A 25,383-nucleotide genomic window follows, 5' to 3' on the forward strand; every position below is an offset into this window, starting at 1 on the left:
TGAATGGCAACCGTTGCAGATGGATTCCGCTACGCCGAGCGCGTGGTATCTGGCGATATCGTTGCTGGCGAACTGGTGCGTCTTGCGTGCCAGCGGTTCTTTCATGATTTAGAGCACGGCCCGGAGCGCGGTGTTTATTTTGATGAAGGCCGCGCCCAGCACGTTCTCGATTTTTATAACTTCGTCCCCCATGTGAAGGGGCACTTGACCGGCAAGCCGATCGAGTTGATGGACTGGCACACGTTCATTCTGATTAACCTTTTTGGCTTTGTCGTCCCGCTGATAGATGAAATAACGTTCGAAAGCATTCTTGACGACGATGGCGAACCCATGTTTGTACGGCGATTTCGTACTGCTTATGACGAAGTAGCCCGTAAGAATGCAAAATCAACCCTTTCATCTGGAATCGGCCTTTATATGGCTGGCGCTGATGGGGAGGGAGGCGCTGAGGTTTATTCCGCTGCAACAACCCGGGATCAGGCCCGCATTGTATTTGATGATGCCAAACGCATGATTAAGCTGGCACCGAAAACTCTGGGGCGGTTATTTGGCAGTAATAAGCTGAATATTCACCAGGAGCGGACGGGCTCTAAGTTTGAACCTGTAGCCAGTGATGCGAACAACCTCGACGGCCTGAATATTCACTGCGGAATTGTTGATGAGCTCCATGCACATAAAACCCGAGATGTCTGGGAAGTTCTCGAAACAGCTACCGGCGCACGTCTGCAGTCCCTTATTTTCGCAATCACAACTGCTGGGTTTAATAAAGAAGGTATCTGTTATGAACAACGTGAATATGCGATTAAAATTCTGAAGAATTTCGATAACCCCGACCCTCTTTCAATTAAGGATGACAGCTATTTTGCTCTGATTTATACCCTGGATGAGGGGGATGATCCTTTCGACGAGGCAAACTGGCCGAAAGCAAATCCCGGCTTGGGAATATGTAAGCGTTGGGACGATATGCGCCGCCTGGCAAAAAAGGCGAAAGAGCAGGTAGCGGCGCGTGTCGGTTTTTTTACCAAGCATCTCAATATCTGGGTGCAGGGTGAAAAAGCATGGATGGATATGGCGCGCTGGGGAAAATGCCGTGACGACTGGGACGACTCCACATCGGCCAACTGGTCAATGTGGCTCGGCGTTGACCTTTCCAACAAAATTGATATTTCAGCTGCAGTTAAAGTCTGGCTTGCTCCAAATGGCGATGTTTATGTCCGCTCCAGATTCTGGATACCTGAAGGTCGGCTGGAAGCCTGTTCCAAGCAGCAGGCGGACCTTTACAGAAAATGGAATCTCGCTGGATTCCTTGAGTTTACCGATGGCGATGTCGTTGACCATGCAGTAATTAAAGAGGAAACGATCGAATGGGCGCGAGGTGACTCGCTGAACGAGTTTGCATACGACCCGTGGAGTGCCACTCAGTTTGCTTTATCGGTAGCAGCTGAAGGCGTACCGATTGTTGAAGTCCCTCAGACCGTTAAAAACCTGTCTGAAGCAATGAAGGAAGTCGAGGCGAAAATTTACGCCGGGCGTTTTCATCACGATGGCAATCCGGTGATGACATGGATGATGTCAAACGTCACCGTCAAACCAGACAAAAACGAGAATATTTTCCCCAACAAGGCCACGCCTGAAAACAAAATTGACGGTCCTGTCGCGATGTTTATTGCGATGAGTCGCTTGCTTGTTAACGGTGGTGGTGAAGTTGACTTCCTGTCCACTATCGATCCTGACGAAGACCTTTTACTTCTATGAAAACTCTAATCACTGATGTTATCGGGCTTACCGGGTTCGGTTCGCTTGCTGCAGGCGTGTATCTCCAGTTCGGTCTGGCGATGTCTCTGATGATGTCGGGAACCCTGCTACTCATTTATGCGCTGTTAGCGGCAATGAGGGGGAATAATGCTGCTTGATGCTCTTTTTCGCAGTGAACCACTGGAAAATCCGGCCACGCCGATCACGAGTGAATCGGCCGAAACCGATAACGTGTTTGCCCGAGACGTATTTGTCAGCCCGGAAACGGCGATGAAGCTGGCTGCGGTGTATGCCTGTATTTACGTTATCTCTTCGAATATCGCTCAGATGCCGCTGCATGTTATGCGGAAAACCAATAACAAGGTTGAAGCTGCCCGCGATCACCCTGTGTTTTACCTGGTTCACGATGAGCCGAATATGTGGCAGACCAGCTATAAGTGGCGTGAGTTGAAACAGCGTCATATTTTGGGCTGGGGGAATGGTTACACCTGGGTGAAGCGTTCCCGCCGTGGTGAAGTTTCCGGGCTGGAATGCTGCATGCCCTGGGAAACGACACTGCTTAACACGGGTGGTCGGTATACCTATGGCGTTTACAACGAAGAGGGGGCGTTTGCCGTCAATCCCGACGATATGGTGCATATCCGGGCGCTGGGTAACAACCAGAAGATGGGGCTTAGCCCAATAATGCAGCATGCCGAGACGATAGGCATGGGGATGAGCGGGCAGGCTTATACCAGCTCATTCTTCAACGGTAATGCGCGACCCGCTGGCATTATTTCGGTGAAAAGCCAGCTGAATGAAGAAAGCTGGGGGCGTTTAAAAAGCATGTGGCAAAAAGCTACAGCTGCTTTGCGCAGCCAGGAGAATAAAACAATGCTTCTCCCGGCAGAGCTGGATTACAAAGCGCTCACCGTTTCCCCGGTTGATGCCCAGATCATTGATATGTCGAAGCTGAATCGGTCGATGATTGCCGGGATATTTAATGTACCGGCGCACATGATTAACGATCTCGAAAAAGCCACTTTCTCAAATATTACGCAGCAGGCCATTCAGTTTGTCCGCTACACGATCATGCCGTGGGTAACGAACTGGGAACAGGAACTCAATCGCCGTCTGTTCACCCGTGCTGAACTGGCCGCCGGATATTACGTCAGGTTTAACCTGACAGGCCTGCTACGCGGGACCCCGCAGGAACGTGCTCAGTTCTACCACTTTGCGATCACTGATGGCTGGATGAGCCGCAATGAAGCGCGAGCCTTCGAAGACATGAATCCGGTAGATGGCCTGGATGAAATGCTGGTGAGCGTTAACGCCGCGAACCCCGCAGACGATTTTAAGGCACCTAAAACCGACGAGGAAAAGCCCAATGAATGACCGTGAAACGCGCTGTTACAGCGGGGAGGTCAGAGCCGAGCAACGCACCGATGAACCTACCCGCATTCTGGGCTATGGCTCGGTGTTCAACAGCCGTTCTGAACCCCTATGGGGATTCCGTGAAATCATCAAGCCCGGAGCATTTGACGATGTGCTGAATGATGATGTCCGCGGGCTGTTTAACCATGACCCCAACTTTATTCTCGGACGGAGCGCTGCCGGGACGCTATCCCTGTCTGTCGATGAGCGCGGCCTGCGTTACGACATTACAGCGCCGGATACACAAACTATCCGCGATCTGGTGCTGGCGCCGATGATGCGCGGTGACATTAACCAGTCATCTTTTGCCTTCCGGGTATCCCATGACGGTGAAAATTGGTACCAGGACGATGAAGGGATCGTTATTCGTGAAATATCGAAGTTTTCCCGGCTGTTTGATGTCAGTCCGGTGACTTATCCCGCATATCAGGAGGCCGACTCCGGCGTCCGATCGATGAAAGCCTGGCAGGAGGCGCGCGACAGCGGTGCGCTAAAGAACGCCATTAATCAACGAATGGCGCGTGAGCGCCTGCTGACCCTTCTTAACGCGTAAGGAAAAATCATGAAACTGCATGAAATGAAGCAAAAACGTAACACTATCGCCAAAGATATGCGTGCCCTGCATGACAAAATTGGTGATACCCCCTGGACCGATGAACAGCGTACTCAGTGGAACGCTGCAAAATCGGAGCTTGACGCCCTTGATGAGCGTATTGCACGCGAAGAGGAACTGCGCCGCCAGGATCAGGACTATATCCACGAAAACGAGCCGGAACAGCGCCAGCAGCAGAATCGTGATCCAGCAAACCCGGAAGCACAGGCTAACGAACGTCGTGCTGCGGCGTTTAATGCGTTTTTGCGCCGTGGTCTTGGCGAGATGAGCGCTGAAGAACGCCAGGCTTTAAAGGAGCTGCGTGCTCAGGGCACGACGCCGGATGAAAAAGGGGGGTACACCGTACCAACCCAGTTCCGCAATAAGATCGTCGAAGCACTGAAAGATTACGGTGGAATTGCCAGTGTGGCGCAAATTCTGAATACCGCCAACGGCCAGGACATTGACTGGGCAACCTCTGACGGTACCACTGAAGAAGGTGAACTGCTGGGCGAAAACACTGAAACCAGTGAAGAAGACGTGTCTTTCGGCGGTGCAACGCTGGGGGCTAAAAAACTGTCCTCTAAAATCATTCGCGTATCCAATGAACTGCTCCAGGACAGCGGCGTAGATATCGAGGCGTTCCTGGCCGCGCGTATCGCCACTCGCATCGGACGTGGTGAAGCGAAGTATCTGGTATTAGGGACCGGCACCGGCACCCCGCTGCAGCCTAAAGGGCTGGCTGCGTCGGTAACTGGCACCAAAAATACCGCAGCAGCGACCACCTTGACCTGGAAAGAGCTGAACGCCCTGAAGCACTCTGTCGACCCGGCATACCGTAACGGTCCAAAGGTGCGCTGGGCCTTTAACGATGCAACGTTGCAGCTGGTGGAGGAAATGGAGGATGGACAGGGCCGCCCGCTCTGGTTACCGAACATTATCGGTGGCGCACCTGCTACTGTTCTGCAGGTGCCGTATGTCGTTGACCAGGCTATTCCTGATATCGCGGCTGGTGCCAAATTTGCCTACTTCGGCGATTTTAACCGCTTTATCGTTCGTCGCGTCACTTACATGACGCTGAAACGGCTGGTTGAGCGTTACGCAGAGTACGATCAGACTGGCTTCCTGGCCTTCCACCGCTTCGACTGCGTACTGGAAGATACCGGCGCGATTAAGGCGCTGGTGGGTAAACCGGCATCTGGCGGCTAAGGCAATAATCAGCTTCAACCTCCACCGCTCCGGCGGTTTTTTTATGCCCGCAGTTCGCTGCGGGCCAGGGAAAATACATGAGCACAACAATTGAGATGTTGCGGGCGCAGTGTCGGATCGATATTGACGATGCAACCGAAGATGAACTGCTGACGCTGTATTTCACAGCTGCTCGGCGTCGCGCAGAGAACTTCATTAATCGGAAACTGCATGAAGACTCTGTGCCTGATACCGATCCAGACGGGTTAAAAATTGCTGACGATATCCTCCTGGCGCTGATGCTTCTTGTTGGGCATTGGTTCAACAGCAGGGAAGAAGCTTCCGATGTAAATAAAATGAGCATCCCCTTCGGCTTCACTTCGTTGCTTGAACCCTACCGATATATCCCACTTTGAGGTGATTTATGGCCTGTGAAGGGTGTCTCCGTCGGCGTGAATGGTTAAAAAAGTGGACGAAAATAGCCTATGAACGAGCAACTGGTAAACGCGCTGATTGCAGCGCTGAGAGAACAAACAGCAGCACAGCGAGAGCAGACGGAAGCGATAAACCGCCTGGCTGAGTCTAACGTCGCCCTGTCCGATGTGATTATCCAGTCGCTTGCCGGCGATCTCGAAGAGGCGCCAGAGCAGCAAACCTATCTGAGTGGGAAACCCAGGGGGTGATATGCAGGCCGGAAAATTGCGTCACAGGATCACCCTGCAGGAACCGGTCAAAGAACAGAACCCGATAACGGGAGCCGTAATTAATACCTGGCGCGATGTCGCAACCCTTTGGGCCGAAGTCGCTCCTTTATCCGCACGTGAGTTTATCGCCGCCCAGGCCTCTCAGGGCGAAGTTACCACCCGGATAACGATTCGTTACCGTGAGGGTGTTACCCGCAAACATCGGATCCTGTTTCGTGGCCGCATCTACAACATTGAGGGCGTTTTACCTGATCCACGGAGCGGCAGGGAATACCTGACACTGCCTTGTTCAGAGGGGGCTAACGATGGCTGATGGCGTGGAAGTAAACCTGACCGGCCTCGATTCCGTCCTGGGGAAACTGGATGCCGTCTCACAGGTCACTCGCGATAAATCCGGTCGTGCAGCGCTGCGTAAAGCGGCAAACGTCATCAGGGACAGAGCGCGCAATAATGCCGCGCGGGTTGATGATCCTCTCACCAAAGAGGCTATCTACAAAAACATTGTGGTCAGTTTCAGCAGCAAGGCATTTCGCAGAACCGGCGATCCAACGTTTCGTGTCGGGGTGATGGGCGGCGCCAGGCAATACGCCAATACAAAGGCCAACGTCCGAAAAGGCAGGGCGGGTAAAAGTTTTAACACTGCCGGAGATAAAGGTAATCCCGGCGGGGATACCTGGTACTGGCGATTCCTGGAGTTCGGCACAGAACATGCTGCAGCGAGGCCAATAATTAGGCCTGCACTGAATGGGGTCGATGCCGATGTGATTAACGTTTTTGCTTTGGAGCTGGAAAAGTCCATCGATCGCGCTGTACGACGGGCGGCTAAAAAAGGAACTCCGGTATGATTGCTCCAATATTTGCAGTTTGCGCAGCCAGCCAGGCAGTCAGGGATTTGTTAGGTTCTACTCCCGTGCGGCTTTATCCGTTCGGTATGCAGGACGACAATATCGTTTATCCCTACGCAGTCTGGCAAAACGTAGGTGGCTTCCCTGAAAATTATCTAAACCAGCGGCCAGATGCAGATCACTATTCTCTGCAGGTTGATGTCTATGGTGATACTGACACCGATGTGATCGCCGTTGCCCGCGCTTTGCGTGACGCAATTGAGGGCAAGGCCTATATCACCCGATGGGGTGAACAAAGCCGCGATCCTGAAACAATGCGATACCGCTATTCCTTCGATGTTGACTGGATAACGACCAGATAACCAACAACCCCAAACTGACCCGCCTTGTGCGGGTTTTTCTTTTATGGAGACAAAACATGTCTGTATTAACGCAAGGCACGCAGTTTTTTGTGCTCAAGTCTGGCGTGGTCAGCGAGGTTGAATGCATCACCAGTTTCAACCCCGGCGGGAACCCTGCCGATCAGATTGAAGATACCTGTCTGAGTGAACGGGATTCCAGAACCTACAAAAAGGGGCTTAAAACGCCTGCGGCCGCAACCGTCGGGCTTAACGCTGATCCGACGAACGCCAGCCACATTATGTTGCATGGCCTCGCTGAAGCGAATGACCAGACGCCGTTAACTTTTGCGGTTGGCTGGTCAGATGGAACCAGTGTCCCGACAGCCGCCGCTCCTGGCGCTGAGGATGCTGTTGATGGCCTGGTGCTGCCATCGGATCGCACCTGGTTCATTTTCCAGGGTTACGTTTCCGATTTCCCGTTTGATTTCCAGGGTAACGCTGTTGTGACGACCTCCGCCACGATCCAGCGGTCTGGCTCTTCCGTATGGGTGCCGAAGGTCGCAGCGTAATTAATATGCCCGGTTATCCGGGCTTTTCTATTCAGGAGCTGAAATGCAACTTACTCTCGATACGTTAAAAGAAACCGGTGCTTTTACCGGGCGTCCCGTGGAAAAAGAAATTAAGTGGAAAGGCCGTGACGGGAAAGAGCATATCGCAACCGTCTATGTGCGCCCGATGGGCTACCACACCACTAAAGCTGAACTGCTGGCGTACAACGGAAAATCTGATCCGGTGGCTGGGCGTATTGCTGCCCATATTTGCGATGAGGAAGGGAAGCAAATCTTTACTGAGGCAGACATTCTCGGAACTGCATCTGAAGACCGTGGCGCGCTCGATGGGCCAATCGTTATTGCTTTGCTGGCCGTCATCCAGGAAGTCAACGATCTGGGAAAGACTACGAACTCACAGGAGAAGACGAGTTCTGGTGTGAGTTAGTCATGAACGGCATCGGCGGGCGGACCATTGCGGAGGCTCAGGAGCGAATGAGCCTTCGTGAGTTTCAGGTGTGGGTAAAGTACCGTAATAAGTATGGTCAGCTTAACGTTATGATGCGAACCGAGTGGGGGGCTTCGCTGGTGGCTTCTGTTCTGGCTAACATCAATAAGGCAAAGAACACGCCTCCGTTCAAGGTTAGTGACTTTGCACCGCACATCAACGAAGCGCCGCTTTCTCTGGAAGAAGCTATGAAAAGTTGGGTCTAGTCTTAGGTTTATTGTATTGTTGGGCACTCAAACGGAAATGAGTCTGTGAGGTCTCTCAATGAAGAATCTTTTACTAGGGTTGTGCATTTCTTTAATAGGCTTTTCAAGCCTTGCAACTGCAAAAATTACTTATTTATCTTGTCCTTATTTAGATGAAAGAGCGCCTGATCTTATCGTTGTGCTTGACCAAAACAATGGTTCAGCATCTCTTCAGTCGCCATCTATGGGAAGCGGATTAAATTTTACATCTCCTGCTGCATTTGGGCCATCTGAGGTAACGTGGCGTAAGGATTCGACAAAATATAAGCAAACTTATTCAGTTGACAGAGCAACACTTGTTTTGAAGAGAACTACTTACAGCGAGATGAGTAATAATACTCACTCTGAAGTCTCCGACTGCAAAATAAGCAAGCCACCGAAACAGAATAAGTTCTGATAAATATAAACCCGCTTAGGCGGGTTTTTTATTCCTCGGAGAAATATGATGGCTGGCAAGTCCCTTGGTACATTAACAATTGACCTTATCGCAAAGGTTGGTGGATTTGTTCAGGGAATGGATAAGGCTGAAAGAGCCTCGCAAAAATGGAGCGCCCAAGTAAAAAAAGACGCCAAAGAAGTTGGTGCTTCTATTGTTGCAATTGGTGCAGCAGCTGCCACTGCAGCTGTAGGGATTGGTGCCGCAGGTTTAGCAGTTGTGAAAAATACAGCACAGCAGGTAACAGAGGCTGACCGCTGGGCAAAATCTCTTAAAATGTCCACTCAGGACTTACTTGCATGGCAATATGCAGCTGAACAAGCTGGGCTTACCGGCGATAATATTGCAGATATATTTAAAGACATTAATGATAAAGTTGGCGATGCGGTACTGAATAAATCAGGTGAGGCCGCTCAGGCATTAGATACACTCGGACTCTCGGCTGAGAAACTGTCCCAGCAATCCCCTGATAAGCAGTTACTGGCTATTAGTTCAGCTTTACAAAAGATACCTTCCCAGGCAGGTAAAACAAATATTCTTGAAAGCTTGGGGAATGACCTGTCAAAAATGCTGCCGTTGTTTGATAATAACAATGAGAAGCTGAAACAGTTCATCCAGCTATCAAAGGATTTTGGTATCGCACCGCCGCAAGAAGATATTGATAACCTCGTTAAGGTTAATCAGTTTTTTCAGGATATAGAGACTAGTGCCCGTGGCCTTAAAATGGAAATTGCCTCTGGGCTGGCTACGGTGGACCTTTCGCCATTGCAGGATGGGTTAAATGACATTCGTGATGTTTTCACCGACCCTGCTATTCTTCAGGGGTTATCAGACCTCGTAGGCGAGGCTATTAGCCTTGCCGGTGTCGTAGGTCGTATTGCTGGTGGTTTGGGGGCTATTGCTACCTATACACGGTCGCGGATAGGTGCTGTATCTGGCAATTATAATGCTGCTGATGAAAGTGACATTGCACAGCGCATTGAGTTTCTTAACAAGCGAGGTGACCAAAGTAAGGAGCAAAAGGATGAATTAGAGTTTTTATCTAAACGTCTTCAATTTCTTCGGGCGATTAAGTCAAGTATGACCCCCGAGGAAGTCGAAAGAGGAGCTAAAGGGTTATCATCACTTCTTTCTGATATGGGATTGTCGCCAACTGATAATAATTATAAATTAGGAAAAGGTGAATCAAATCAGAAAATAACCACAAAAAGCAATCCAACCGACAATGCTTTTAAAAGCAGGCTTCTTGATCTGCAAAAGCAAGCAGCACTTATTGAGACAACAGGCAAAAAAACTGCAGAAGTAACAGAGCTTGAAAAAGTAAACTTTGATATTACCAGTGGTAACTTAAAAGCATTATCAGAAGCGCAAAAAGAGCAGCTCCGGTATGCGGCTAAAATCATTGACTCAAAAAAAGAAGAGTTACGGCTAAATCAGGAAAACGCAAAGTTAGCTGAATTTGTTTCTGGTCTTGATAGGCAGAATAAAATAATAAGGCAAGGGTATGACAATGATCTGGCTGGTCGGTCATTGGGATTAAAAGACCGTAGCCGAATGCGTGAATTAAACAACATTCAACAGGACTTTGAATATAAACAAGCGGATTTATTAAAACAGTATCAATCTGGTGATATTACTAAGTCACTTTATGAGTCTGAAACCGATGCGTTAAAATCGGCACTTGAAGAGCGCCTGCAGATTCAAGAAAATTATTATCATGAGTCTGATGGTTTACGTAATGACTGGGAATCGGGCATATCAAGCGCATTATCTGATTTCGCGGATAGTTCAACTGATTATTATCAGCAAGCGGCTGATGCAATGACATCAATATTAGGTTCTGCAACTGATTCAATTTCTGAACATTTATACGATGTTATCAGCGGTACTGAATCAATGGGTGAAGCAATAAAAGGAATCTTTTCAGACCTCGGGAAGTCAGTGATAAAAGCTCTGGTTGATATGGCTGCACAATGGATCGTGTATCAAGGTGTTCAGATGCTGGTTAATAAAAGTGCCCAAGCCTCTGCTATTCCTTCAATGATCGCTAATGCTCAGGCTACAGCCTTACAGGCTCAACTTGCTGCTTTCGCATCAACTGCCGCAATCCCAATTGTCGGACCGGGATTAGCTCCAGCCGCGATGGCTGCTGCAGCGGCTATAACAGAACCTATGGTTGCTGCTATTTCTGCAGCTTCCCTTTCTGGCATGGCCCACGATGGGATTGATGCAGTTCCTGAAACTGGTACTTGGTTGCTTCAAAAAGGAGAGCGGGTGACCACCGCAGCGACCAGTGCCAAACTGGATGCGACTCTGGATCGAGTAGCAAACCAGTCAACCGGTGGTGGAACTATTTATTCTCCCACGATCACTATCCCCATAAATGGTAACCCTTCCGATGCAACTTTGGCGCTGGTCCGTAAAGCTGCAGATGAGGGGGCAGAAAGGGGATACCGGAAGGCGGTTAATTCAGTCGCAAGCGGTCAGGGTGATTTGCATAAGGCCTTGATGGGGAAAACTACCTCGGGGAGGAAAATTAGCTAATGGCTATCACCACAACGCTTTATTACCCCTCCGCTTACCTGCCTGGACCGCTTAAAGAGAGCTTTGGTTTAACTCCTGTATCTCCTCTGAAACGGACTCAGATGGTAACTGGCCGGGCACGACAGCGGCGTGCCTACACCTCGACACCAACCCAAACAGATCTGGCCTGGATTTTTTCTGACGCCCAGGCGCAGGCTTTTGAGGCGTGGTTTCGGGATGAGTTATCAGATGGGGCGGCGTGGTTCAACATACCGTTATTAACGCCTGTAGGGCTGAAAAATTACGTGTGTCGTTTCACGGATATTTATAAAGGCCCCACGCCAGAAGGCGGATTTTACTGGAGATATACCGCGCCAGTAGAACTCTGGGAGCGCCCATTGCCGCCGTCTGGATGGGGGCATTACCCGGAATGGATCGTCGGAAGTTCGTTGCTGGATATTGCGCTGAATAAGGAGTGGCCGAAGCATGACGCAGATTAAACGCCTCTACGCCAGCAGCGGACCGGAGGTGATCATTGAAACGCTGCAGATCACCATTGGCTCTGATGTTCACTACCTGTGCCAGGGTTACGACAACATCACGGCAACGACGGAGAACGGCGATACCGTAACGTTTTCAGCCTGTTCGATAGACATTGCGCTGCCGGCGCGCAATGCGGACGGCACGCAGGACCTCAAATTTGCCTTGTGCAATATCGATGGTGTTGTGTCCACGGCGATCCGCAATGCGCTGGCTAACCGTCTGTCTGCATTTCTGACGTACCGGCGTTATATCTCCACGGATTTAGCGGCCCCTGCGGAAGTGCCGTATACGCTGAAAATCAAGTCGGGCTCCTGGACGGCGACAGAGGTGCAGATCACTGCGGGCTACATGAATATCCTCGATACCGCCTGGCCGCGATACCGCTACACGCTCCCTGTATTCCCCGGACTGCGTTATATCAGCTAAGGAATCCCAATGTTTAACCCTGATAAATACCGTTCAGTCACCTGGCTGAAGGGCGGGCGCGTATACCCGCAACTTGACTGTTTCGGCATTGTGAACGAGATACGCCGCGACCTGAATTTACCCGTCTGGCCCGATTTTGCAGGGGTCACCAAAGACGACGGCGGCCTCGACCGGGAAGCGCGCAGGATGATGCTTACCCTTGAGCGCTGCGAACCCTGCGAAGGGGCCGGGGTGGCCTGTTATTCCGGGTCGACTGTCACCCACGTAGGGATCGTGGTCAGTATCGGTGGTCTGTTGCATGTGGCGGAATGCAATCCGGGAACGAACGTCACCTTTCTGCCGTTGCCGCGGTTTAAGCGGCGATTTGTCAAAGTGGAGTTCTGGCAATGACCATTCGTTTTTACCCGTCCCGGCTTCCCGGTGAACCACTCGAAACGCATGAGCATGGTGTAACCAGTATTCGCAGCTGGCTGGTAGCAAATGTTGAAGGCTACGAGGATCGGGATGTCCCACCGCTGACCGTTGAGGTTGAGGGGCTGTTAATTCCGCCAGGCGAGTGGGCTAAGTGTGTGATTCGCCCTGATAGTGATGCCAGGCTTTATCCGGTTCCCTTCGGGCTGGAGGCCGCCACAATCGCGTGGATCGGCGTCGGTATCTCCGTTGCCGCTGCAGCCTATTCGCTTTTTATGATGAGCAACATCGATACGGGCGGCTATACCTCATCCACAGGGCGGAGTCTCGACCTGAACCCGGCAAAGGCAAATACGGCAAAACTCGGTGATGCCATTCGTGAGGTATTTGGCCGGGTGCGTATCTACCCTGATTATGTGGTGCAGCCGGTTACCCGGTTTGATGCCGCCGATCCTACGAAAATGCGCGTCCAGATGCTGCTGTGTCTCGGTGTCGGTGATCTGATTTATACCAATGGCGATATCAGGGTTGGCAGTACGCCAGCTTCAACGCTACCGGGATTCAGCAGCACCCATTACCCGCCAGGCGCGGACGTTTCCGGTGATGAGCGCAGCGAAAACTGGGTCAACTCCACCGAAGTGGGCGGGACGTCATCCGGCACCGGGCTGGATATGGCCCAGACGTCGCCGGACGCAGACGACATTATCGCAGACAGCATGACCGTCTCCGGATCGAGCGTGACGTTTACGGGGCTGGATACGGATGATGATGACGATAATGACGAGAACGATAACGCACTGCCGCCCAGCTGGGTCGCTGGCGCCGTGGTCGAACTTAAAGCCCCGGCGAACTACCAGATCACCACGGCGGCCGGATACAGCGTTATCGCAAGCCCGCTGCTGACGGAGATCGCGCCGGTAGTAGGTATGCCGGTGACGCTGGGGTTTAACTCTGTCGATTACGATCTGTTTATCGCGTCATATACCCCCGGTCAGGCTGCAGTGCCCGGCACCGGGGGGAGCGCGGCAAAAGTCCAGGCCAGTGCGGCCCCGACCACCTACGATTTTTCGACCAGCTCCAGCACGTTCACGATCACCTGGCAGGGGGTTACCTACCCGGTGTCGCTGGTGGCTAACTACGTCTCGATGTCGGGACTGCTGGCGGCCATCACCGAGGGACTCACCGGCTCCGGCCTGGTTGCGCAGGACAACGGCGGAACTGTACTGATAACCGAGTCGGCCAGTCCGTTCGCGGGTGGGGCGATCACGTCCTCTTCACTGCCAGCAGCTGTTTTCGGTGATGCCCCGGTTTACACCTCCGGCACGGCATCAACCGGCGGCAGCCCGGCGGTAACGGCGAATGTGACACTCGCCTATAACTCTGCCACGGGAACGGCCTTTTCCGGCATGCCGGAGGGGGTGCAACGGCTTTCACTTGCTCACCGCGGGAATGAGTACCGCATTGTCTCTGCCGACGGCACGACGGCGACGGTGGCGCGCCTGGTTTCCGGTGCCGTTGATGAGTCATGGCCGGGATTCTCCGCCCGGACGATGATCGACTATGAGGCCACTGGTCTTAACGACACGCTGAGCTGGCTGGGGCCGTTCCTGGTTTGCCCTGAGAATGAAGTGGTGGATGCATTCGAGGTGAATTTCTCCTTCCCGAACGGCATCTGTGGCTTTGACAGTAAGGGCAAAAAACGGATCCGCCACGTGGAGTGGGAGATACAGTATCGCGTCTACGGTTCCGGATCGGGGTGGGTGAGTCACCAGGGCGAGTATGCGCTGAAAAACGTCAACGGGTTAGGTTTCACTGAGCGGATCACCCTCAGCTCTCCGGGGCTGGTAGAGGTTCGCTGCCGTCGGCGCAATGAGCAGGGCTCAAACAACGCGCGAGACAGTATGTACTGGCAGGCGCTGCGCGGGCGACTGCTGACGCGCCCTTCATCCTATCCCGGCGTGTCGCTGATGGCGGTGACCGTTGAGACGGGCGGGAAGCTGGCGGCGCAGTCGGACCGCCGCGTAAACGTTGTGGCCACGCGGGCCTACAACTCAGGAACGGCCAGAACCATTTCGGGAGCGCTGCTGCATGTCGCGAACTCTCTTGGGCTGGAAATGGATGTCGACACCATCAACGCGCTGGAATCCGCGTACTGGACGCCACGGGGCGAAAATTTCGATTTCGCCACGGGCGACAGTATCTCGGCGCTGGAAATGCTGCAGAAGATTGCCAATGCCGGGAAGTCACGTTTTCTGCTGAGTGATGGCCTGGCGACGGTCAACCGCGAGGGGATTAAGCCATGGACCGGTGTGATCACTCCGCATGAGATGGTGGAGGAGCTGCAGAGCGGATTTACCGTGCCCTCAGATGATGATTTTGATGGTGTCGACGTGACGTACATCAACGGGACTACCTGGGCAGAGGAGACCGTTAAATGCCGGACGCCTGATAATCCCACGCCGGTGAAAATCGAGAACTACAAACTCGATGGGGTACTGAATCAGGATCACGCCTACCAAATCGGGATGCGCCGCCTGATGAAATACCTGCAGCAGCGGGTGACGTTCCAGACCACTACCGAGCTGGACGCGCTGTGCTATAACACGGGCGATCGCATAGTGCTCACGGATGATATTCCGGGTAACAACACGATTTCCTGTCTGGTGGAGGCGATGACAACGGCTGGCGGCGTGACAACGTTCACCGTTACGGAGCCGCTGGACTGGTCTTTCGAAAATCCCCGCGCGCTGATCCGCTATCAGGATGGTTCTGCATCCGGGCTGATGGTGGCGAGCAGGGTAGGCGATTTTCAGCTGTCAGTCCCGCACCTGAGCGCGTTTGATGACCCGATGAAGGTTGACCTGTCGTCGGCAACCATCGAGCCGATCCGCCTGGTGTTCTGCGGATCAACGCGCCACGTCTACGACGCCATTGTAGAGGAGATCGCCCCGCAGTCAGACGGAACCTGTCAGGTCACCGCAAAAGAATACCTCGAATCGTTCTACCAGTACGACGACGCCACATACCCCGGCGACGCTGCTTAATACCAAAAAAATCCCTTTCAACTTTTCTTTCGCTCAAACCCTCGTTTGGGCGAAGCCTCTTTTTGGAGCAAAAAACATGGCCTTTAACCCGGAGCTGGGGAGCACGTCTCCCGCTGTGTTGCTCGATAACGCCGAGCGCCTGGATAAGCTGGTCAATGGGCCCGCCGCAGATGTTCCCGACCGTGGCGGTGATCCTCTTTATTCATGGCGCCAGATGATGGCGAAAAACGATGAGGTCAGGCAGAACCTGATTCCTCTCAGTAAGCAATATATGACGCTGGCAGCGGCGCAGGCGGATATCGCTAATATCCCCGAGGGGAGCACCACGTATTACCGCAGCCCGGACGACAGCGCCCTCGCGATCGAGGTCATGAACGTTGGAGGGACGCTGACTGCAACCGGACGAAAAATGCCGTCCAGTCAGGCTATAGATTCAGTGAGGGGATTAATAGACAGCCAGGGCGAACACCAATTTTCAGTGGTGTTTAAAAATGGTCTTTCACCGTTCGGCTACAAAGACGGGCGACTGTATGCTGATGAATTTCAGAAGCTCTATTCTTCAGATGCCGGGTTAGAGTTTGGCGGCAGCATCATTGATAACAATCCGCCGGATGGATGGCGTTTTGTCATCTACTATCGAAATGGTCTGGTGATGTGTGGTCAACGGAATGACGGCACGATGATCGGTTTCGGTGAGGGCGGCAGCGGTGGCGGCTCGATTGAGCCAGGCGATACGGCAGCGGACTATGATTCCATCCGCAACTACACAGGCACAGCAACGGTGCGGGATGTCGTAGGTCAGCGTACCGGCGGCCGCTTCGTGGTCAACCCGGATGATACGACCTCCGAGGAAATACCGGGCGGGATACTGGTCGATGTGCTGGGACGCCGCTGGTATCGCCAGGCGGAATTTGTCAGCTATGACATGTTTATGGCCCCTCGTGTTCCAGGTGCTACGCTCCTTGCTGTGCAGGTCGCCCTGGCGATGGGCAACCGTTCATCCGCGATAGCATACCTGTCTGGTGTTGAAGCTGCCGATGCCGCTATCCAGAATGCTCATCGTTATGCGAACCTGCTCAATATCCCGGTTCGTCAGAATGATGGTGCCTTCCTAGTATTAGTTGACCATGAAGCAGAGGTTCGGACAAAAACGTCCCTCGGAGGGTCGATAATTTTTACCTCCGCTGACTCAGGTGTTAACGAAATCCGCTGGGGACCACTGCGACTGCTTGATCCTACAGCGCCTGAGCCAAAACGTATGTTCAATATCAAGGGGAAAGAACGTATTGAACTCACTCCTGCTGAGCTGGCTACTTTCAACACCAGTTACTCTCAGTACCTGAAAAAAGGCTCTAACTATTTGCCGTATCCGAAACTGTATCCTTATTACGGCGGGATGTTCTATGCGCTTTCTAATGAAGTGGAGATTTACCGAAACGGAAACAGGGATAACCCTCGTGACCGGGTTTTATACCGCGATTTCTCCCGTATTGGTAGAAATGGCGCGCTGACGGAACGGATTGTGAAAGATATTCCGACCGGCTCAATTGGCTACGCTGCGATTATCCCGAAAGAAGATGATTTTCTGGAATTTGAATGCCCGCATTTTATTGAGCTGGGCGACAGTCGTCGATTCCTGAATATCGAAGTTTCCAGGCCGATGGTGCGCATTAAAAATCTGGTGCATACGTCGTGGCAAACAGCTTCAACAAGTCTCGAAAGCCGCGTGGTTATTTCTGCTCGCGAAGTCTTTGACGTCTTTTGCGAATACGGAGAAACCACCTGTCACCCGGCGGAGAACGGCTCATATGTCATCTGCATTCGAGATACCTGCAACGTGCATATCGATAACTATTACGGACTGCATGGCTGGGGATTTCAGGGGCATCACGGAATAAAGGGTTTATACGGCAACAGAAATACGTTTAACCGCGTTGATTTCCACAGCTTCGGGTACGATGTTTTCTTCAAAGATCTGACTGTGAAAGGCAGGCAAATTAACCTGCAGGGAGGTAATGAGTGGTCGATAGAGAAACTTCGTCTGTATATCACCCGCACCAGTGGCGATGCAGTGGAGTATTTCCTTAACTACGCCATCGGCATGAGGCAGGACTATGCCAGTGACTGCGATGGCATTCTCAATATTGATGGTGTCACGGTGATGTGGGACAGAGGGCTACCAGCATGGTACAACACGACCCGGTCATTTGACCTTGTCAGAATTATCGATACGGCCAACTCTCTTGATCAGGGCATCGACAGCAAACTACCGCCTACCATCACCATCCGCAATATAGTGTTTGATCTCGCCGGCATCCAGACCGGAAGACCGAATGACAATTTTGAGTTCTGCGCTGTTACGGCCTTACGTTCTCAGTTTACCGACTACGCGGTAACCGGACGTAAAACGCTGCTACCCGACAATATCACCGTTGATGGAATGACGGCTATTAACGTCCAGCCAACACAGAACGCTGTCATGTGCGGCATCAAATTGCCTGCCGACCTGTATCAGAACACTGTGGGCTCACGCAACAAAAAGGGCAGCGACGGGACGAACGCCCGGATCACACTGCGCAACCTGCACAGCGTTATCAACAATCCGTCCATCGAGCTGGCCGCAGCCCAGACCGTCGATATTCCGGGAGACGCGGCAAACTGGACCACTGATTACCTGAACAGTGATTACAGCTGGATACCGCGGATTACCCTGGATAATTGCATCCCGGCAATTATCCATACTCCTGGCGCAAAAGCTGTTGTCGATATTCATGGCGGCAAGCTGGCGCGGGTCTACACCAACGGCAATGGCAACCGCTGCCGGGTCACCAGTGCTGATATTGAGCTGATCCCTGATGCGTCGGGTGTGACCTATTTCGCTGCAGATAAAACGCTGGTGACGGGCTGTTCATGGCTGAACCCGGCCAGTGGCGCAACCTATCCAGGCACATTGCGTGGTTCAGGAAACGAAATGATCGGAGAAAGTGCTAAAGCACCAAACCTTCCTGCAAAAGCTTTTATTGAGGAATAATAAATGGGTAACGGAACACGAATTTTATTAAATGCAGACGGAATTATTACTGACTGGGCGAAACAGCATTTTGAGCCTGTATCTTCGCCTCTGTCAGCAATAGCAAATCCGAAAGTTGCATTTGATTTACTGACCCCGGTGGATAATTCGCGTCATGGTTTTTCTGTGCAGCAGGGTGTGCAGAAACTGAAACAATTCGGGCTCGAATTCCCCGGAACCGCTGGCAGTCAGACCACGTTTAAAGAGCCAGGACTGACAGGGCTTTCCTTCCTGACGGCCTTTCGTTTGAGCGCAGTTGATGTATTTCAGTATGTGCTCGATTGCCGGGATTTGACGCCCGGATCAGGTCATGGTTTTGCCATTACATTCAACCCGACCGGGCAGCGGCTTGAGCTGCGGGTAGGATGGCCTGACGGAAGTCAGGGCATTTATTATCAGTCAGGGATGAGTATTATCGTCAATAAGTGGTATGTGGCATGCGGTGTCATTTCTCCTAACCGCAATCACAAATTAACGTTGTCAGATGGGACTGCAATCGCCGCCAGCCCGGCAGGTTACCTTGCAAACGTGGCGGGTAGCCCCCTCATGCTGGGAGCCAGTGCCGCTGGTTCGTCAATGCTGAAGGGAGATATTGGATTCTTCGGCGCCTGGGGTAATGAATTTACTGCGGGGGATATCGCGACCGCCATTGCACTCGGCATCAATATCATGACAGGCAGGGGACAGACGGTATGACGCGGATTACTGTTAAAATCGACACTGTTTCTTCCGTAACTGTAGTGTTTTACAGACAATCCGATAGCTGGGAGAATTTAAACCAGTATGAGCGTGACGATATGATCTCCCGGTGGGTAAATGAAAACACTGAGGCACAAAGAGCTCTCAATGGCAGCACTGGCTACCTTCTCAGCTGGAAAAGTGAATAATTAAAATCTCCCCCGGAATCTTTCCGGGGGTTGATTTTACGTTTATTGATCTACGCGGCTAGGGTTATACCGGTCTAATTTCACTTGAAGAATATCGGCAGGGCCAGCGCCCGCGCGATTGCTCCAGCAATGGCATACCCTCCCGTTGATGGGTCTGGGTGTAACCCATCCCCTATCATCCATGGTCTGTCTGATCCAGCTGCGTAGTCTTCGTGTTTCTGACCGAAGGACGCCTGTAGGTTCAGAAAGGCCACATCACGATCATCCCGCGCAATCTTATACATCACCTCCGCGTAAATGGACATGGGAATACTGTTTCCGCCGTCGCGGTTATTTTCCGCCGGACAAATCAGCAAAATATCAGCCGTTGGCCGCACAGAACGAACCCGATCTATCATCGTGAGAATATTAGCCCGGAATGTTGCGGCAGAGAGCTGCGCGCCCTGGTCGTTCGTTCCCAGCATGATTGTCACGAGGTCGGCCCCGAGGTTATCAAAAGCATCAAGCCAGCGCTGATCCATTGCGTTTACCCAGTGATTGGTATGAGAACCACTACCCCCCATTTTATGAACCAGGACACCCGACATGGTTTGATTGAGGATATTCGCTCCGTACAACGTCACCGGAGGAGTGATAACCGTAAACGTTACTGTGCCGCTACCGGTTGTTGGTAACGCCAGCGGGATAATCTGCATCCCGGCGGGATGAGCCGACAGGTCAATCGTGACGGGGTCAGCCATCCCGGTTGCCTGGCACTGAATAACACCAGATCCCCCCTCGGCAAACAGGAACGAATCAAAACCCAGCGCAAAATTCTGGCTGTATGAAATCGTTGCTCCGCTTGCACTTGCTGTCACAGACGAAATATCCGGGCCATGCCCTGTGTTGTAAGCGCAGGAAAATCCGGACTGTACAACTGATGTACCCATAACATCAGTATTATCGCCGTTAGGATCAAAACCAAACGAACGCCAGCCGTACCCAATGGGGGGGACAGTTGCGGCCGTGCCTGCACTATTGAAATAGCGCCAAAGGATTTGTGCCACTTTCAGCACATAACGTGGTGACATTCTGGTGTAGCTGTCTCCCATCATCGCAACGATAAGACGAACAGCATCCCCAAAAGACATTTTAGTCATCCGCATATGCGTTTCCCGAAGACGCTCAATACCAAAAACATCCGGGACCGCTTCTGATACAACTTCAGCGTCTTTCACTTTGACAGGCGTGCCGTCAGGCATTTCTGAAAGGTAATAGAACGCGTATTCCTCGAATGCAGTGGCGCTGTCTCCTTTCTCAACCTGGGCTTCTACATACCGATCCGAGCCAAATGTAATTCTCACATAGGCAATTTCCGAATCAGTAACGAACGAAGTCAGTGCCTGAGTGGAGGATGCATCCGTACGGATAAACGTTTTACTGGCGTTATAAAACGTAATGAATCTGGCGCCAACACGAAGTGCGTAAGACGAGCTGAATTCAACGGGAATATAATCTGAGTACACATAACGTGAGTCAGGGGATATAACAGTGCCCGATTCATTAATATACCCTGATTGCACGGTCGCCCTGTTAAACAGGTTTTTCCCCAGTACTATCAGTCCATGCTTTACAAAATCAATATCGAGCTGGTCTGCGTCAACAATATCTCCAGGGATTCGGATCTGAAAACCGTCAGGCAGTGCTTTGCGCATGACATGCACATAGTCTTCAGCGGGCGGCAGTACTGACGCTCTGGCGACAAACATCGCATCTTTGTTTGAAAGAAGAGTGGTTATTCTCACATACGCTGCCGATGCAGGCGCAGTGACAACATTAACTGCTGAAACCGACGAAAGATGTTTTTTGTCCGAGTCGTAGAAGTTAATGAAGCGCATCGACCGGCTTGAATTCAGAACATCACCCGCCGACACTTTAATGTATTCCGAGGTGATGTATACGGACCCACTGGCTGCCGGAACCGGGAACCATGCACCGAACTCATTGATATAACCATCAACCACCTTGTTCTTATTGAACAGGTTCGTACCGGGGCCGTAGAGGTCTGTTTCCGTCAGGGCTTTTACCGGTTCAGAAAAGACTACTGGCACACCTGAATATTCCGATGGGGCCTTTGATTTAAACGGCTCAAATTCGGTGGCCTTATTATTCTTTTCCACCATGGTAACAGACGCCACGACAGCAGGAATTTCTATCCGCATATACGCGGCATTTGACGGTAATATCAGCGGATTGACAGGTTTTGTTGAATAGGACGAATCATACTGGCGGCTGATAAACACGCCTTTCGCATCATAGTATGTAGCTGCTTTCCACGGATGATCGACACAATAAGGCTGTGTCGGGTCAACAGGAATGTATCCCGATACGGTCATGCTGGTATCAGAGTCTGTAAGAATTGTGCCGATACTGGAAAGATGCACGCCGGGCATAGCGTCGGCAGGATTGAACAAGTTTTTACCTGCAGTAAAGCCCAGCGTTCGATAGGAGTTTGTCGGCGCCCCTTTGATATTATCCCGCAGTACTGCCTGATATGCCCGATAGGGCATTTCGCCAGCACCAAACGTTACCTGATAGGTGTCGATGTTTATCAGCGGTACCGAAACAATAAAATAGGCAGTACCGGCAGGCGCTGTAAATGCAGTAACAGATGAGAGGTCAGACAGATAATTGTCGTTACCATCAAAAAATGTCACTACACGAGTGAGAAGCCTGGAGGTATAAGCCCCCTCGGCCACGGCAGAGATCTTTTCTGAATAGCAGTACTCAGGATTTTCCCTGGGGATCCCCGTTCCCTCAAACAGATAGAACCCGGAGATCACCGCTCCCTTGTTGAACAGGTTCATGCCGGGACCAACAAGACTGGGGATAATCCCTTCTACGGTTTTCTGTGAAACCATGCGGCGCCCGGTAGGCTGCAGCGTCCCGCCAACGTTCATCACCTCGATTGCGAGCGCACTGTTATCCGGGCTGCGGTAATACGTAGTGCTCCCCTCGGGGATATTCGCGATATCCGCCTGCGCCGCTGCCAGCGTCATATATTGCTTACTGAGAGGAATCAGGTTCTGCCTGACCTCATCGTTTTTCGCCATCATCTGGCGCCATGAATAAAGAGGATCACCGCCACGGTCGGGAACATCTGCGGCGGGCCCATTGACCAGCTTATCCAGGCGCTCGGCGTTATCGAGCAACACAGCGGGAGACGTGCTCCCCAGCTCCGGGTTAAAGGCCATGTTTTTTGCTCCAAAAAGAGGCTTCGCCCAAACGAGGGTTTGAGCGAAAGCGCGGAGCTTTTTACAATCAGCTATTTCAACGGGTTACAACATGCTGATTGGCTATGCACGGGTCTCTACAGGGGATCAAAACCTCGATTTGCAGAAAACAGCACTGTTTCGCGCAGAATGTGAACAGATATTTGAAGACACCGCGAGCGGGAAAAATGCCAGACGGCCGGGATTGAGGCGCGCCTTACGCAGGCTTAAGCCCGGCGACGTGCTGGTGGTCTGGAAACTTGACCGACTGGGCCGAAGCGTGCGTGACCTGATTACACTCGTGTCGGAGCTGCAGGCGCGCGGGGTGAATTTCCGCAGCCTGACTGACAGCATCGACACCTCGACGCCTGCGGGACGTTTCTTCTTCCACGTCATGAGCGCCCTGGCGGAGATGGAGCGCGAGTTGATAGTGGAGCGTACCCGAGCCGGGTTAGCCGCAGCGAGGGAGCAGGGGAGAGTAGGCGGCCGCCGCCGGGTAATGACCACAGAGGTTGTGGAGCGGTGCCGCAGAATGATGGATATGGGGGCAACCCGGAAGCAGGTAGCCGATGTGATAGGTGTAGACGTGAAAACTATCTACAAGTACCTGCCTGCTTCTGAATAATCATTATGTTGCGTCGGTGCGCCTGATCGATAGCTGTAACCTGTATTGATCAGATCTCTCAATGAATCTACTGTATATAAAAACAGTATTTCAGGAGGTGAAATTATGCCGCGAAACTCAGATATCGAAATAGCCTGGCGTCAGGCAATTGTCATTGAGCCTAATGGCCGTCGCACCGTGACAACGTCCGGTTTTATCCGGGAACTCGCAAAAGTTAACTGGATATGGTCACCGCGCCAGGCTAACCAGTGGATAGAGCACTATGTGACGACATTCCGGGATGTCTCAACGCAGGAAGGCGATGAGCGCACGTTCCAGTTATACAACCCGAACGGAGGGCTATAACGTGGGATTTCCGTCGCCAGCAGCAGACTATGTAGAAGTACGACTGACCGTCGATAAACTCTGCGGTACCGGCCCAAATACTAGGCTCGTTCAGACAGAAACTGGTTACACCGTAGTCGATGTCTCCGGTAAACCAAAGCAAGGAGATACCGTTTTAATTCAATACGGCGGAGGCACAGATTTTGCAAAAATTATGGGCCGGGCATTTATTACACGAGACGGTGAAGCGCTGGAAGGTGAGGCCCTGGATGATGTTACAGTTGTCGGGGTGGTGACATTCGTCATCAATCGAGCTTGGCCTACTGATGACGAATGTCCTGTCATATAAAGTCAACGGATTGTGTGTACATAAACGAGTACAATGGAAGTGGATTATTTTGATATTTCTCTTTTTAAAACAATGCATTAAATTGTTTTATAACTATATCCATTTAACTAAGGGGACAAGGCGGCACGAGTATAGCGTTTTTTGCCCGCCTGAGTAAGAGCCATACCGTCTGACTGCTTAAACCCTCGCCACTCAGGGCGCTTTTTTATGCCCGGTCGGCCTTTTTCCCTTTCTCCGCCGCCTGGGCGCGGGCTTCCGCTTTTCGCTTGCTGCTCATATCGTTACGGATCTGCGCATGGCTCAGCAGTGCGAAGATGAAGGTCCCGCCACAGATATTTCCCGCCAGGGTCGGCAGGGCGAACGGCCAGATAAAGTCGCTCCAGGGCAGATTTCCATTAAACACCAGATAAAGGATCTCGACCGAGCCCACTACAATATGGGTGGTATCCGCCAGGGCGATAAGCCAGGTCATGAGAATAATCACCACGATTTTGGCGGCGCCGGCGACAGGAAACATCCAGACCATGGTGGCGACCAGCCAGCCGGAAATAATCGCATTGGCGAACATCTCTGTCGGACTGTTTTTCATTACGTCTTCGGCGATGCTGACAAAGGCCTGACGGGTTGGCCCATCAAAAATAGGCATATAATTGAAGGCCCATGCGGCCACCGCGGTACCGATGAGATTGCCCGCCAGCACCACCGACCATAGCCGCATCAGCAAACCGACGTTACCGAGGGTGGGATTATGCATCACCGGCAGAACGGCGGTGACCGTATTTTCAGTGAACAGCTGCTGGCGGGCCATAATTACGATAATAAAGCCGAAGGTGTAGCCGAGGTTTTCCAGCAAAAAACCGCCCGGGATCCCCTCCAGTTTGACGTGAAAAATTCCCTTCGCCAGCAGGGAGGCCCCCATCGACAGGCCGGCCGCAATCGCTGACCATAGCAGGGCCAGCGCATCGCGCTCCATCTCTTTTTCCCCTTCCTGGCGAATATGTTCATGGATCGCCATCGCCCGCGAGGGAAGGCGATCTTCATTTACTTCGATCTCTTCACCACGCTGATTTTCCTCACTTTCCACTTCTCTTTCGTCATCCTCTGCCTTTAATTTGTTATTGTCTAGTTCATCCATTTCGTGGCCCTCGCTATCAATCTGTATAGTTATAGCGTAGCGGCTTTCCCTGCCGTCTGGCTGGGCATACTCTGAAATCGCAAAAATGGTAACGTCAGATTTTTGTCGCTCCGGTAGAATAGGAGCCCCGCGATTTCGTTATTCCCAGGCTAAGATCAAATCAACAACTTGGGTGATATAGACATCGTTCAACGTGCTGTTACAATCGCTCACATCTTTA

General features: G+C 51.9%; 25 protein-coding genes. 23 read left to right on the forward strand and 2 right to left on the reverse strand.

Going from position 1 to position 25,383, the window contains the following annotated elements:
• Positions 1-3: 3 nt before the first annotated feature.
• The 20 genes from ACR809_RS07475 to ACR809_RS07570 all read left to right on the forward strand — a co-directional run bounded on the left by ACR809_RS07475 (position 4) and on the right by ACR809_RS07570 (position 19,288).
• Positions 4-1,755, forward strand: coding sequence for a terminase large subunit (locus ACR809_RS07475; RefSeq protein ID WP_202688286.1), 1,752 nt, complete (start codon positions 4-6; stop codon positions 1,753-1,755).
• Positions 1,756-1,902: 147 nt separating this feature from the next.
• A complete protein-coding gene (locus ACR809_RS07480) occupies positions 1,903-3,129 on the forward strand; it encodes a phage portal protein (RefSeq protein ID WP_040221229.1) in 1,227 nt (408 codons plus the stop codon).
• Positions 3,122-3,721, forward strand: coding sequence for an HK97 family phage prohead protease (locus ACR809_RS07485; protein ID WP_000999827.1), 600 nt, complete (start codon positions 3,122-3,124; stop codon positions 3,719-3,721). Before ACR809_RS07480 ends, ACR809_RS07485 begins: the two co-directional genes overlap by 8 nt.
• A gap of 9 nt (positions 3,722-3,730) precedes the next feature.
• Positions 3,731-4,969 carry a phage major capsid protein gene (locus tag ACR809_RS07490; RefSeq protein WP_440310708.1) on the forward strand — a complete coding sequence of 413 codons (1,239 nt, stop codon included), beginning with the start codon at positions 3,731-3,733 and terminating at the stop codon, positions 4,967-4,969.
• Between the two features lie 77 nt (positions 4,970-5,046).
• On the forward strand, positions 5,047-5,364 hold the full coding sequence (locus ACR809_RS07495) for a head-tail connector protein (RefSeq protein WP_004104233.1): 318 nt from the start codon (positions 5,047-5,049) through the stop codon (positions 5,362-5,364).
• 69 nt (positions 5,365-5,433) lie between these two features.
• The gene (locus ACR809_RS07500) at positions 5,434-5,631 is read left to right on the forward strand and encodes a hypothetical protein (RefSeq protein WP_004899632.1); all 198 of its coding nucleotides are present in this window, start codon (positions 5,434-5,436) and stop codon (positions 5,629-5,631) included.
• Position 5,632: 1 nt separating this feature from the next.
• Complete coding sequence (locus tag ACR809_RS07505) at positions 5,633-5,965, forward strand: phage head closure protein (protein WP_023328630.1); 333 nt, start codon at positions 5,633-5,635, stop codon at positions 5,963-5,965.
• On the forward strand, positions 5,958-6,497 hold the full coding sequence (locus ACR809_RS07510; RefSeq protein ID WP_000763233.1) for an HK97-gp10 family putative phage morphogenesis protein: 540 nt from the start codon (positions 5,958-5,960) through the stop codon (positions 6,495-6,497). The genes ACR809_RS07505 and ACR809_RS07510 overlap by 8 nt, the downstream gene beginning before the upstream one ends.
• Positions 6,494-6,859, forward strand: a complete 366-nt coding sequence (gene gp17 / locus ACR809_RS07515) for a tail completion protein gp17 (RefSeq protein ID WP_000561415.1) — start codon at positions 6,494-6,496, stop codon at positions 6,857-6,859. The genes ACR809_RS07510 and gp17 overlap by 4 nt, the downstream gene beginning before the upstream one ends.
• Positions 6,860-6,915: 56 nt before the next feature.
• A complete protein-coding gene (locus tag ACR809_RS07520; RefSeq protein ID WP_040221233.1) occupies positions 6,916-7,407 on the forward strand; it encodes a phage tail tube protein in 492 nt (163 codons plus the stop codon).
• A 43-nt stretch (positions 7,408-7,450) separates the two neighbouring features.
• Positions 7,451-7,834 (forward strand): phage tail assembly chaperone family protein, TAC, encoded by a 384-nt coding sequence (locus tag ACR809_RS07525; RefSeq protein ID WP_004899623.1) that lies wholly within the window; start codon positions 7,451-7,453, stop codon positions 7,832-7,834.
• A 2-nt stretch (positions 7,835-7,836) separates the two neighbouring features.
• On the forward strand, positions 7,837-8,100 hold the full coding sequence (locus ACR809_RS07530) for a phage tail assembly protein T (RefSeq protein ID WP_004104224.1): 264 nt from the start codon (positions 7,837-7,839) through the stop codon (positions 8,098-8,100).
• Between the two features lie 58 nt (positions 8,101-8,158).
• Positions 8,159-8,536, forward strand: coding sequence for a hypothetical protein (locus tag ACR809_RS07535; RefSeq protein ID WP_135697717.1), 378 nt, complete (start codon positions 8,159-8,161; stop codon positions 8,534-8,536).
• 48 nt (positions 8,537-8,584) lie between these two features.
• Positions 8,585-11,119, forward strand: a complete 2,535-nt coding sequence (locus ACR809_RS07540) for a phage tail tape measure protein (RefSeq protein WP_004104214.1) — start codon at positions 8,585-8,587, stop codon at positions 11,117-11,119.
• On the forward strand, positions 11,119-11,598 hold the full coding sequence (locus tag ACR809_RS07545; RefSeq protein ID WP_004899614.1) for a hypothetical protein: 480 nt from the start codon (positions 11,119-11,121) through the stop codon (positions 11,596-11,598). The genes ACR809_RS07540 and ACR809_RS07545 overlap by 1 nt, the downstream gene beginning before the upstream one ends.
• Positions 11,585-12,067: a DUF1833 family protein gene (locus ACR809_RS07550; RefSeq protein WP_057951038.1), complete on the forward strand. Its 483-nt coding sequence runs from the start codon at positions 11,585-11,587 to the stop codon at positions 12,065-12,067. Before ACR809_RS07545 ends, ACR809_RS07550 begins: the two co-directional genes overlap by 14 nt.
• 9 nt (positions 12,068-12,076) lie before the next feature.
• The gene (locus tag ACR809_RS07555) at positions 12,077-12,457 is read left to right on the forward strand and encodes a hypothetical protein (protein WP_017880229.1); all 381 of its coding nucleotides are present in this window, start codon (positions 12,077-12,079) and stop codon (positions 12,455-12,457) included.
• Positions 12,454-15,522, forward strand: a complete 3,069-nt coding sequence (locus ACR809_RS07560) for a host specificity factor TipJ family phage tail protein (protein ID WP_122051166.1) — start codon at positions 12,454-12,456, stop codon at positions 15,520-15,522. The genes ACR809_RS07555 and ACR809_RS07560 overlap by 4 nt, the downstream gene beginning before the upstream one ends.
• Before the next feature lie 76 nt (positions 15,523-15,598).
• Positions 15,599-18,553, forward strand: a complete 2,955-nt coding sequence (locus ACR809_RS07565) for a hypothetical protein (protein WP_122051167.1) — start codon at positions 15,599-15,601, stop codon at positions 18,551-18,553.
• A gap of 3 nt (positions 18,554-18,556) precedes the next feature.
• Positions 18,557-19,288: a LamG-like jellyroll fold domain-containing protein gene (locus ACR809_RS07570; protein ID WP_100157523.1), complete on the forward strand. Its 732-nt coding sequence runs from the start codon at positions 18,557-18,559 to the stop codon at positions 19,286-19,288.
• Positions 19,289-19,559: 271 nt separating this feature from the next.
• On the opposite strand, the gene ACR809_RS07575 is transcribed toward ACR809_RS07570, so the two are convergent.
• A complete protein-coding gene (locus tag ACR809_RS07575; protein ID WP_228200882.1) occupies positions 19,560-22,712 on the reverse strand; it encodes an SGNH/GDSL hydrolase family protein in 3,153 nt (1,050 codons plus the stop codon).
• 91 nt (positions 22,713-22,803) lie between these two features.
• Here ACR809_RS07575 and ACR809_RS07580 point away from each other — a divergent pair, with 91 nt between their 5' ends.
• From ACR809_RS07580 to ACR809_RS07590, 3 genes are all read left to right on the forward strand, one after another.
• The gene (locus ACR809_RS07580) at positions 22,804-23,355 is read left to right on the forward strand and encodes a recombinase family protein (protein WP_115664333.1); all 552 of its coding nucleotides are present in this window, start codon (positions 22,804-22,806) and stop codon (positions 23,353-23,355) included.
• Between the two features lie 105 nt (positions 23,356-23,460).
• Positions 23,461-23,700 carry a hypothetical protein gene (locus ACR809_RS07585; protein WP_023284987.1) on the forward strand — a complete coding sequence of 80 codons (240 nt, stop codon included), beginning with the start codon at positions 23,461-23,463 and terminating at the stop codon, positions 23,698-23,700.
• Positions 23,657-24,028 (forward strand): hypothetical protein, encoded by a 372-nt coding sequence (locus ACR809_RS07590; protein ID WP_048270888.1) that lies wholly within the window; start codon positions 23,657-23,659, stop codon positions 24,026-24,028. Before ACR809_RS07585 ends, ACR809_RS07590 begins: the two co-directional genes overlap by 44 nt.
• Positions 24,029-24,233: 205 nt before the next feature.
• Here the strand turns inward: ACR809_RS07590 and ACR809_RS07595 are convergent, their stop codons facing one another.
• Positions 24,234-25,163 (reverse strand): formate/nitrite transporter family protein, encoded by a 930-nt coding sequence (locus ACR809_RS07595; RefSeq protein ID WP_058228628.1) that lies wholly within the window; start codon positions 25,161-25,163, stop codon positions 24,234-24,236.
• Positions 25,164-25,383 lie beyond the last annotated feature (220 nt).

The organism is Klebsiella sp. CD33, assembly GCF_051992865.1.
Lineage (GTDB): Bacteria > Pseudomonadota > Gammaproteobacteria > Enterobacterales > Enterobacteriaceae > Klebsiella > Klebsiella pneumoniae.

What these genes read in the sequence shown, in the direction of transcription:
- ACR809_RS07475 (WP_202688286.1), top strand. Translation starts at nt 4, where the DNA reads ATGGCAACCGTTGCAGATGGATTCCGCTACGCCGAGCGCGTGGTATCT.
- ACR809_RS07480 (WP_040221229.1), top strand. Translation starts at nt 1,903, where the DNA reads ATGCTGCTTGATGCTCTTTTTCGCAGTGAACCACTGGAAAATCCGGCC.
- ACR809_RS07485 (WP_000999827.1), top strand. Translation starts at nt 3,122, where the DNA reads ATGAATGACCGTGAAACGCGCTGTTACAGCGGGGAGGTCAGAGCCGAG.
- ACR809_RS07490 (WP_440310708.1), top strand. Translation starts at nt 3,731, where the DNA reads ATGAAACTGCATGAAATGAAGCAAAAACGTAACACTATCGCCAAAGAT.
- ACR809_RS07495 (WP_004104233.1), top strand. Translation starts at nt 5,047, where the DNA reads ATGAGCACAACAATTGAGATGTTGCGGGCGCAGTGTCGGATCGATATT.
- ACR809_RS07500 (WP_004899632.1), top strand. Translation starts at nt 5,434, where the DNA reads ATGAACGAGCAACTGGTAAACGCGCTGATTGCAGCGCTGAGAGAACAA.
- ACR809_RS07505 (WP_023328630.1), top strand. Translation starts at nt 5,633, where the DNA reads ATGCAGGCCGGAAAATTGCGTCACAGGATCACCCTGCAGGAACCGGTC.
- ACR809_RS07510 (WP_000763233.1), top strand. Translation starts at nt 5,958, where the DNA reads ATGGCTGATGGCGTGGAAGTAAACCTGACCGGCCTCGATTCCGTCCTG.
- gp17 (WP_000561415.1), top strand. Translation starts at nt 6,494, where the DNA reads ATGATTGCTCCAATATTTGCAGTTTGCGCAGCCAGCCAGGCAGTCAGG.
- ACR809_RS07520 (WP_040221233.1), top strand. Translation starts at nt 6,916, where the DNA reads ATGTCTGTATTAACGCAAGGCACGCAGTTTTTTGTGCTCAAGTCTGGC.
- ACR809_RS07525 (WP_004899623.1), top strand. Translation starts at nt 7,451, where the DNA reads ATGCAACTTACTCTCGATACGTTAAAAGAAACCGGTGCTTTTACCGGG.
- ACR809_RS07530 (WP_004104224.1), top strand. Translation starts at nt 7,837, where the DNA reads ATGAACGGCATCGGCGGGCGGACCATTGCGGAGGCTCAGGAGCGAATG.
- ACR809_RS07535 (WP_135697717.1), top strand. Translation starts at nt 8,159, where the DNA reads ATGAAGAATCTTTTACTAGGGTTGTGCATTTCTTTAATAGGCTTTTCA.
- ACR809_RS07540 (WP_004104214.1), top strand. Translation starts at nt 8,585, where the DNA reads ATGGCTGGCAAGTCCCTTGGTACATTAACAATTGACCTTATCGCAAAG.
- ACR809_RS07545 (WP_004899614.1), top strand. Translation starts at nt 11,119, where the DNA reads ATGGCTATCACCACAACGCTTTATTACCCCTCCGCTTACCTGCCTGGA.
- ACR809_RS07550 (WP_057951038.1), top strand. Translation starts at nt 11,585, where the DNA reads ATGACGCAGATTAAACGCCTCTACGCCAGCAGCGGACCGGAGGTGATC.
- ACR809_RS07555 (WP_017880229.1), top strand. Translation starts at nt 12,077, where the DNA reads ATGTTTAACCCTGATAAATACCGTTCAGTCACCTGGCTGAAGGGCGGG.
- ACR809_RS07560 (WP_122051166.1), top strand. Translation starts at nt 12,454, where the DNA reads ATGACCATTCGTTTTTACCCGTCCCGGCTTCCCGGTGAACCACTCGAA.
- ACR809_RS07565 (WP_122051167.1), top strand. Translation starts at nt 15,599, where the DNA reads ATGGCCTTTAACCCGGAGCTGGGGAGCACGTCTCCCGCTGTGTTGCTC.
- ACR809_RS07570 (WP_100157523.1), top strand. Translation starts at nt 18,557, where the DNA reads ATGGGTAACGGAACACGAATTTTATTAAATGCAGACGGAATTATTACT.
- ACR809_RS07575 (WP_228200882.1), bottom strand. Translation starts at nt 22,712, where the DNA reads ATGGCCTTTAACCCGGAGCTGGGGAGCACGTCTCCCGCTGTGTTGCTC.
- ACR809_RS07580 (WP_115664333.1), top strand. Translation starts at nt 22,804, where the DNA reads ATGCTGATTGGCTATGCACGGGTCTCTACAGGGGATCAAAACCTCGAT.
- ACR809_RS07585 (WP_023284987.1), top strand. Translation starts at nt 23,461, where the DNA reads ATGCCGCGAAACTCAGATATCGAAATAGCCTGGCGTCAGGCAATTGTC.
- ACR809_RS07590 (WP_048270888.1), top strand. Translation starts at nt 23,657, where the DNA reads ATGAGCGCACGTTCCAGTTATACAACCCGAACGGAGGGCTATAACGTG.
- ACR809_RS07595 (WP_058228628.1), bottom strand. Translation starts at nt 25,163, where the DNA reads ATGGATGAACTAGACAATAACAAATTAAAGGCAGAGGATGACGAAAGA.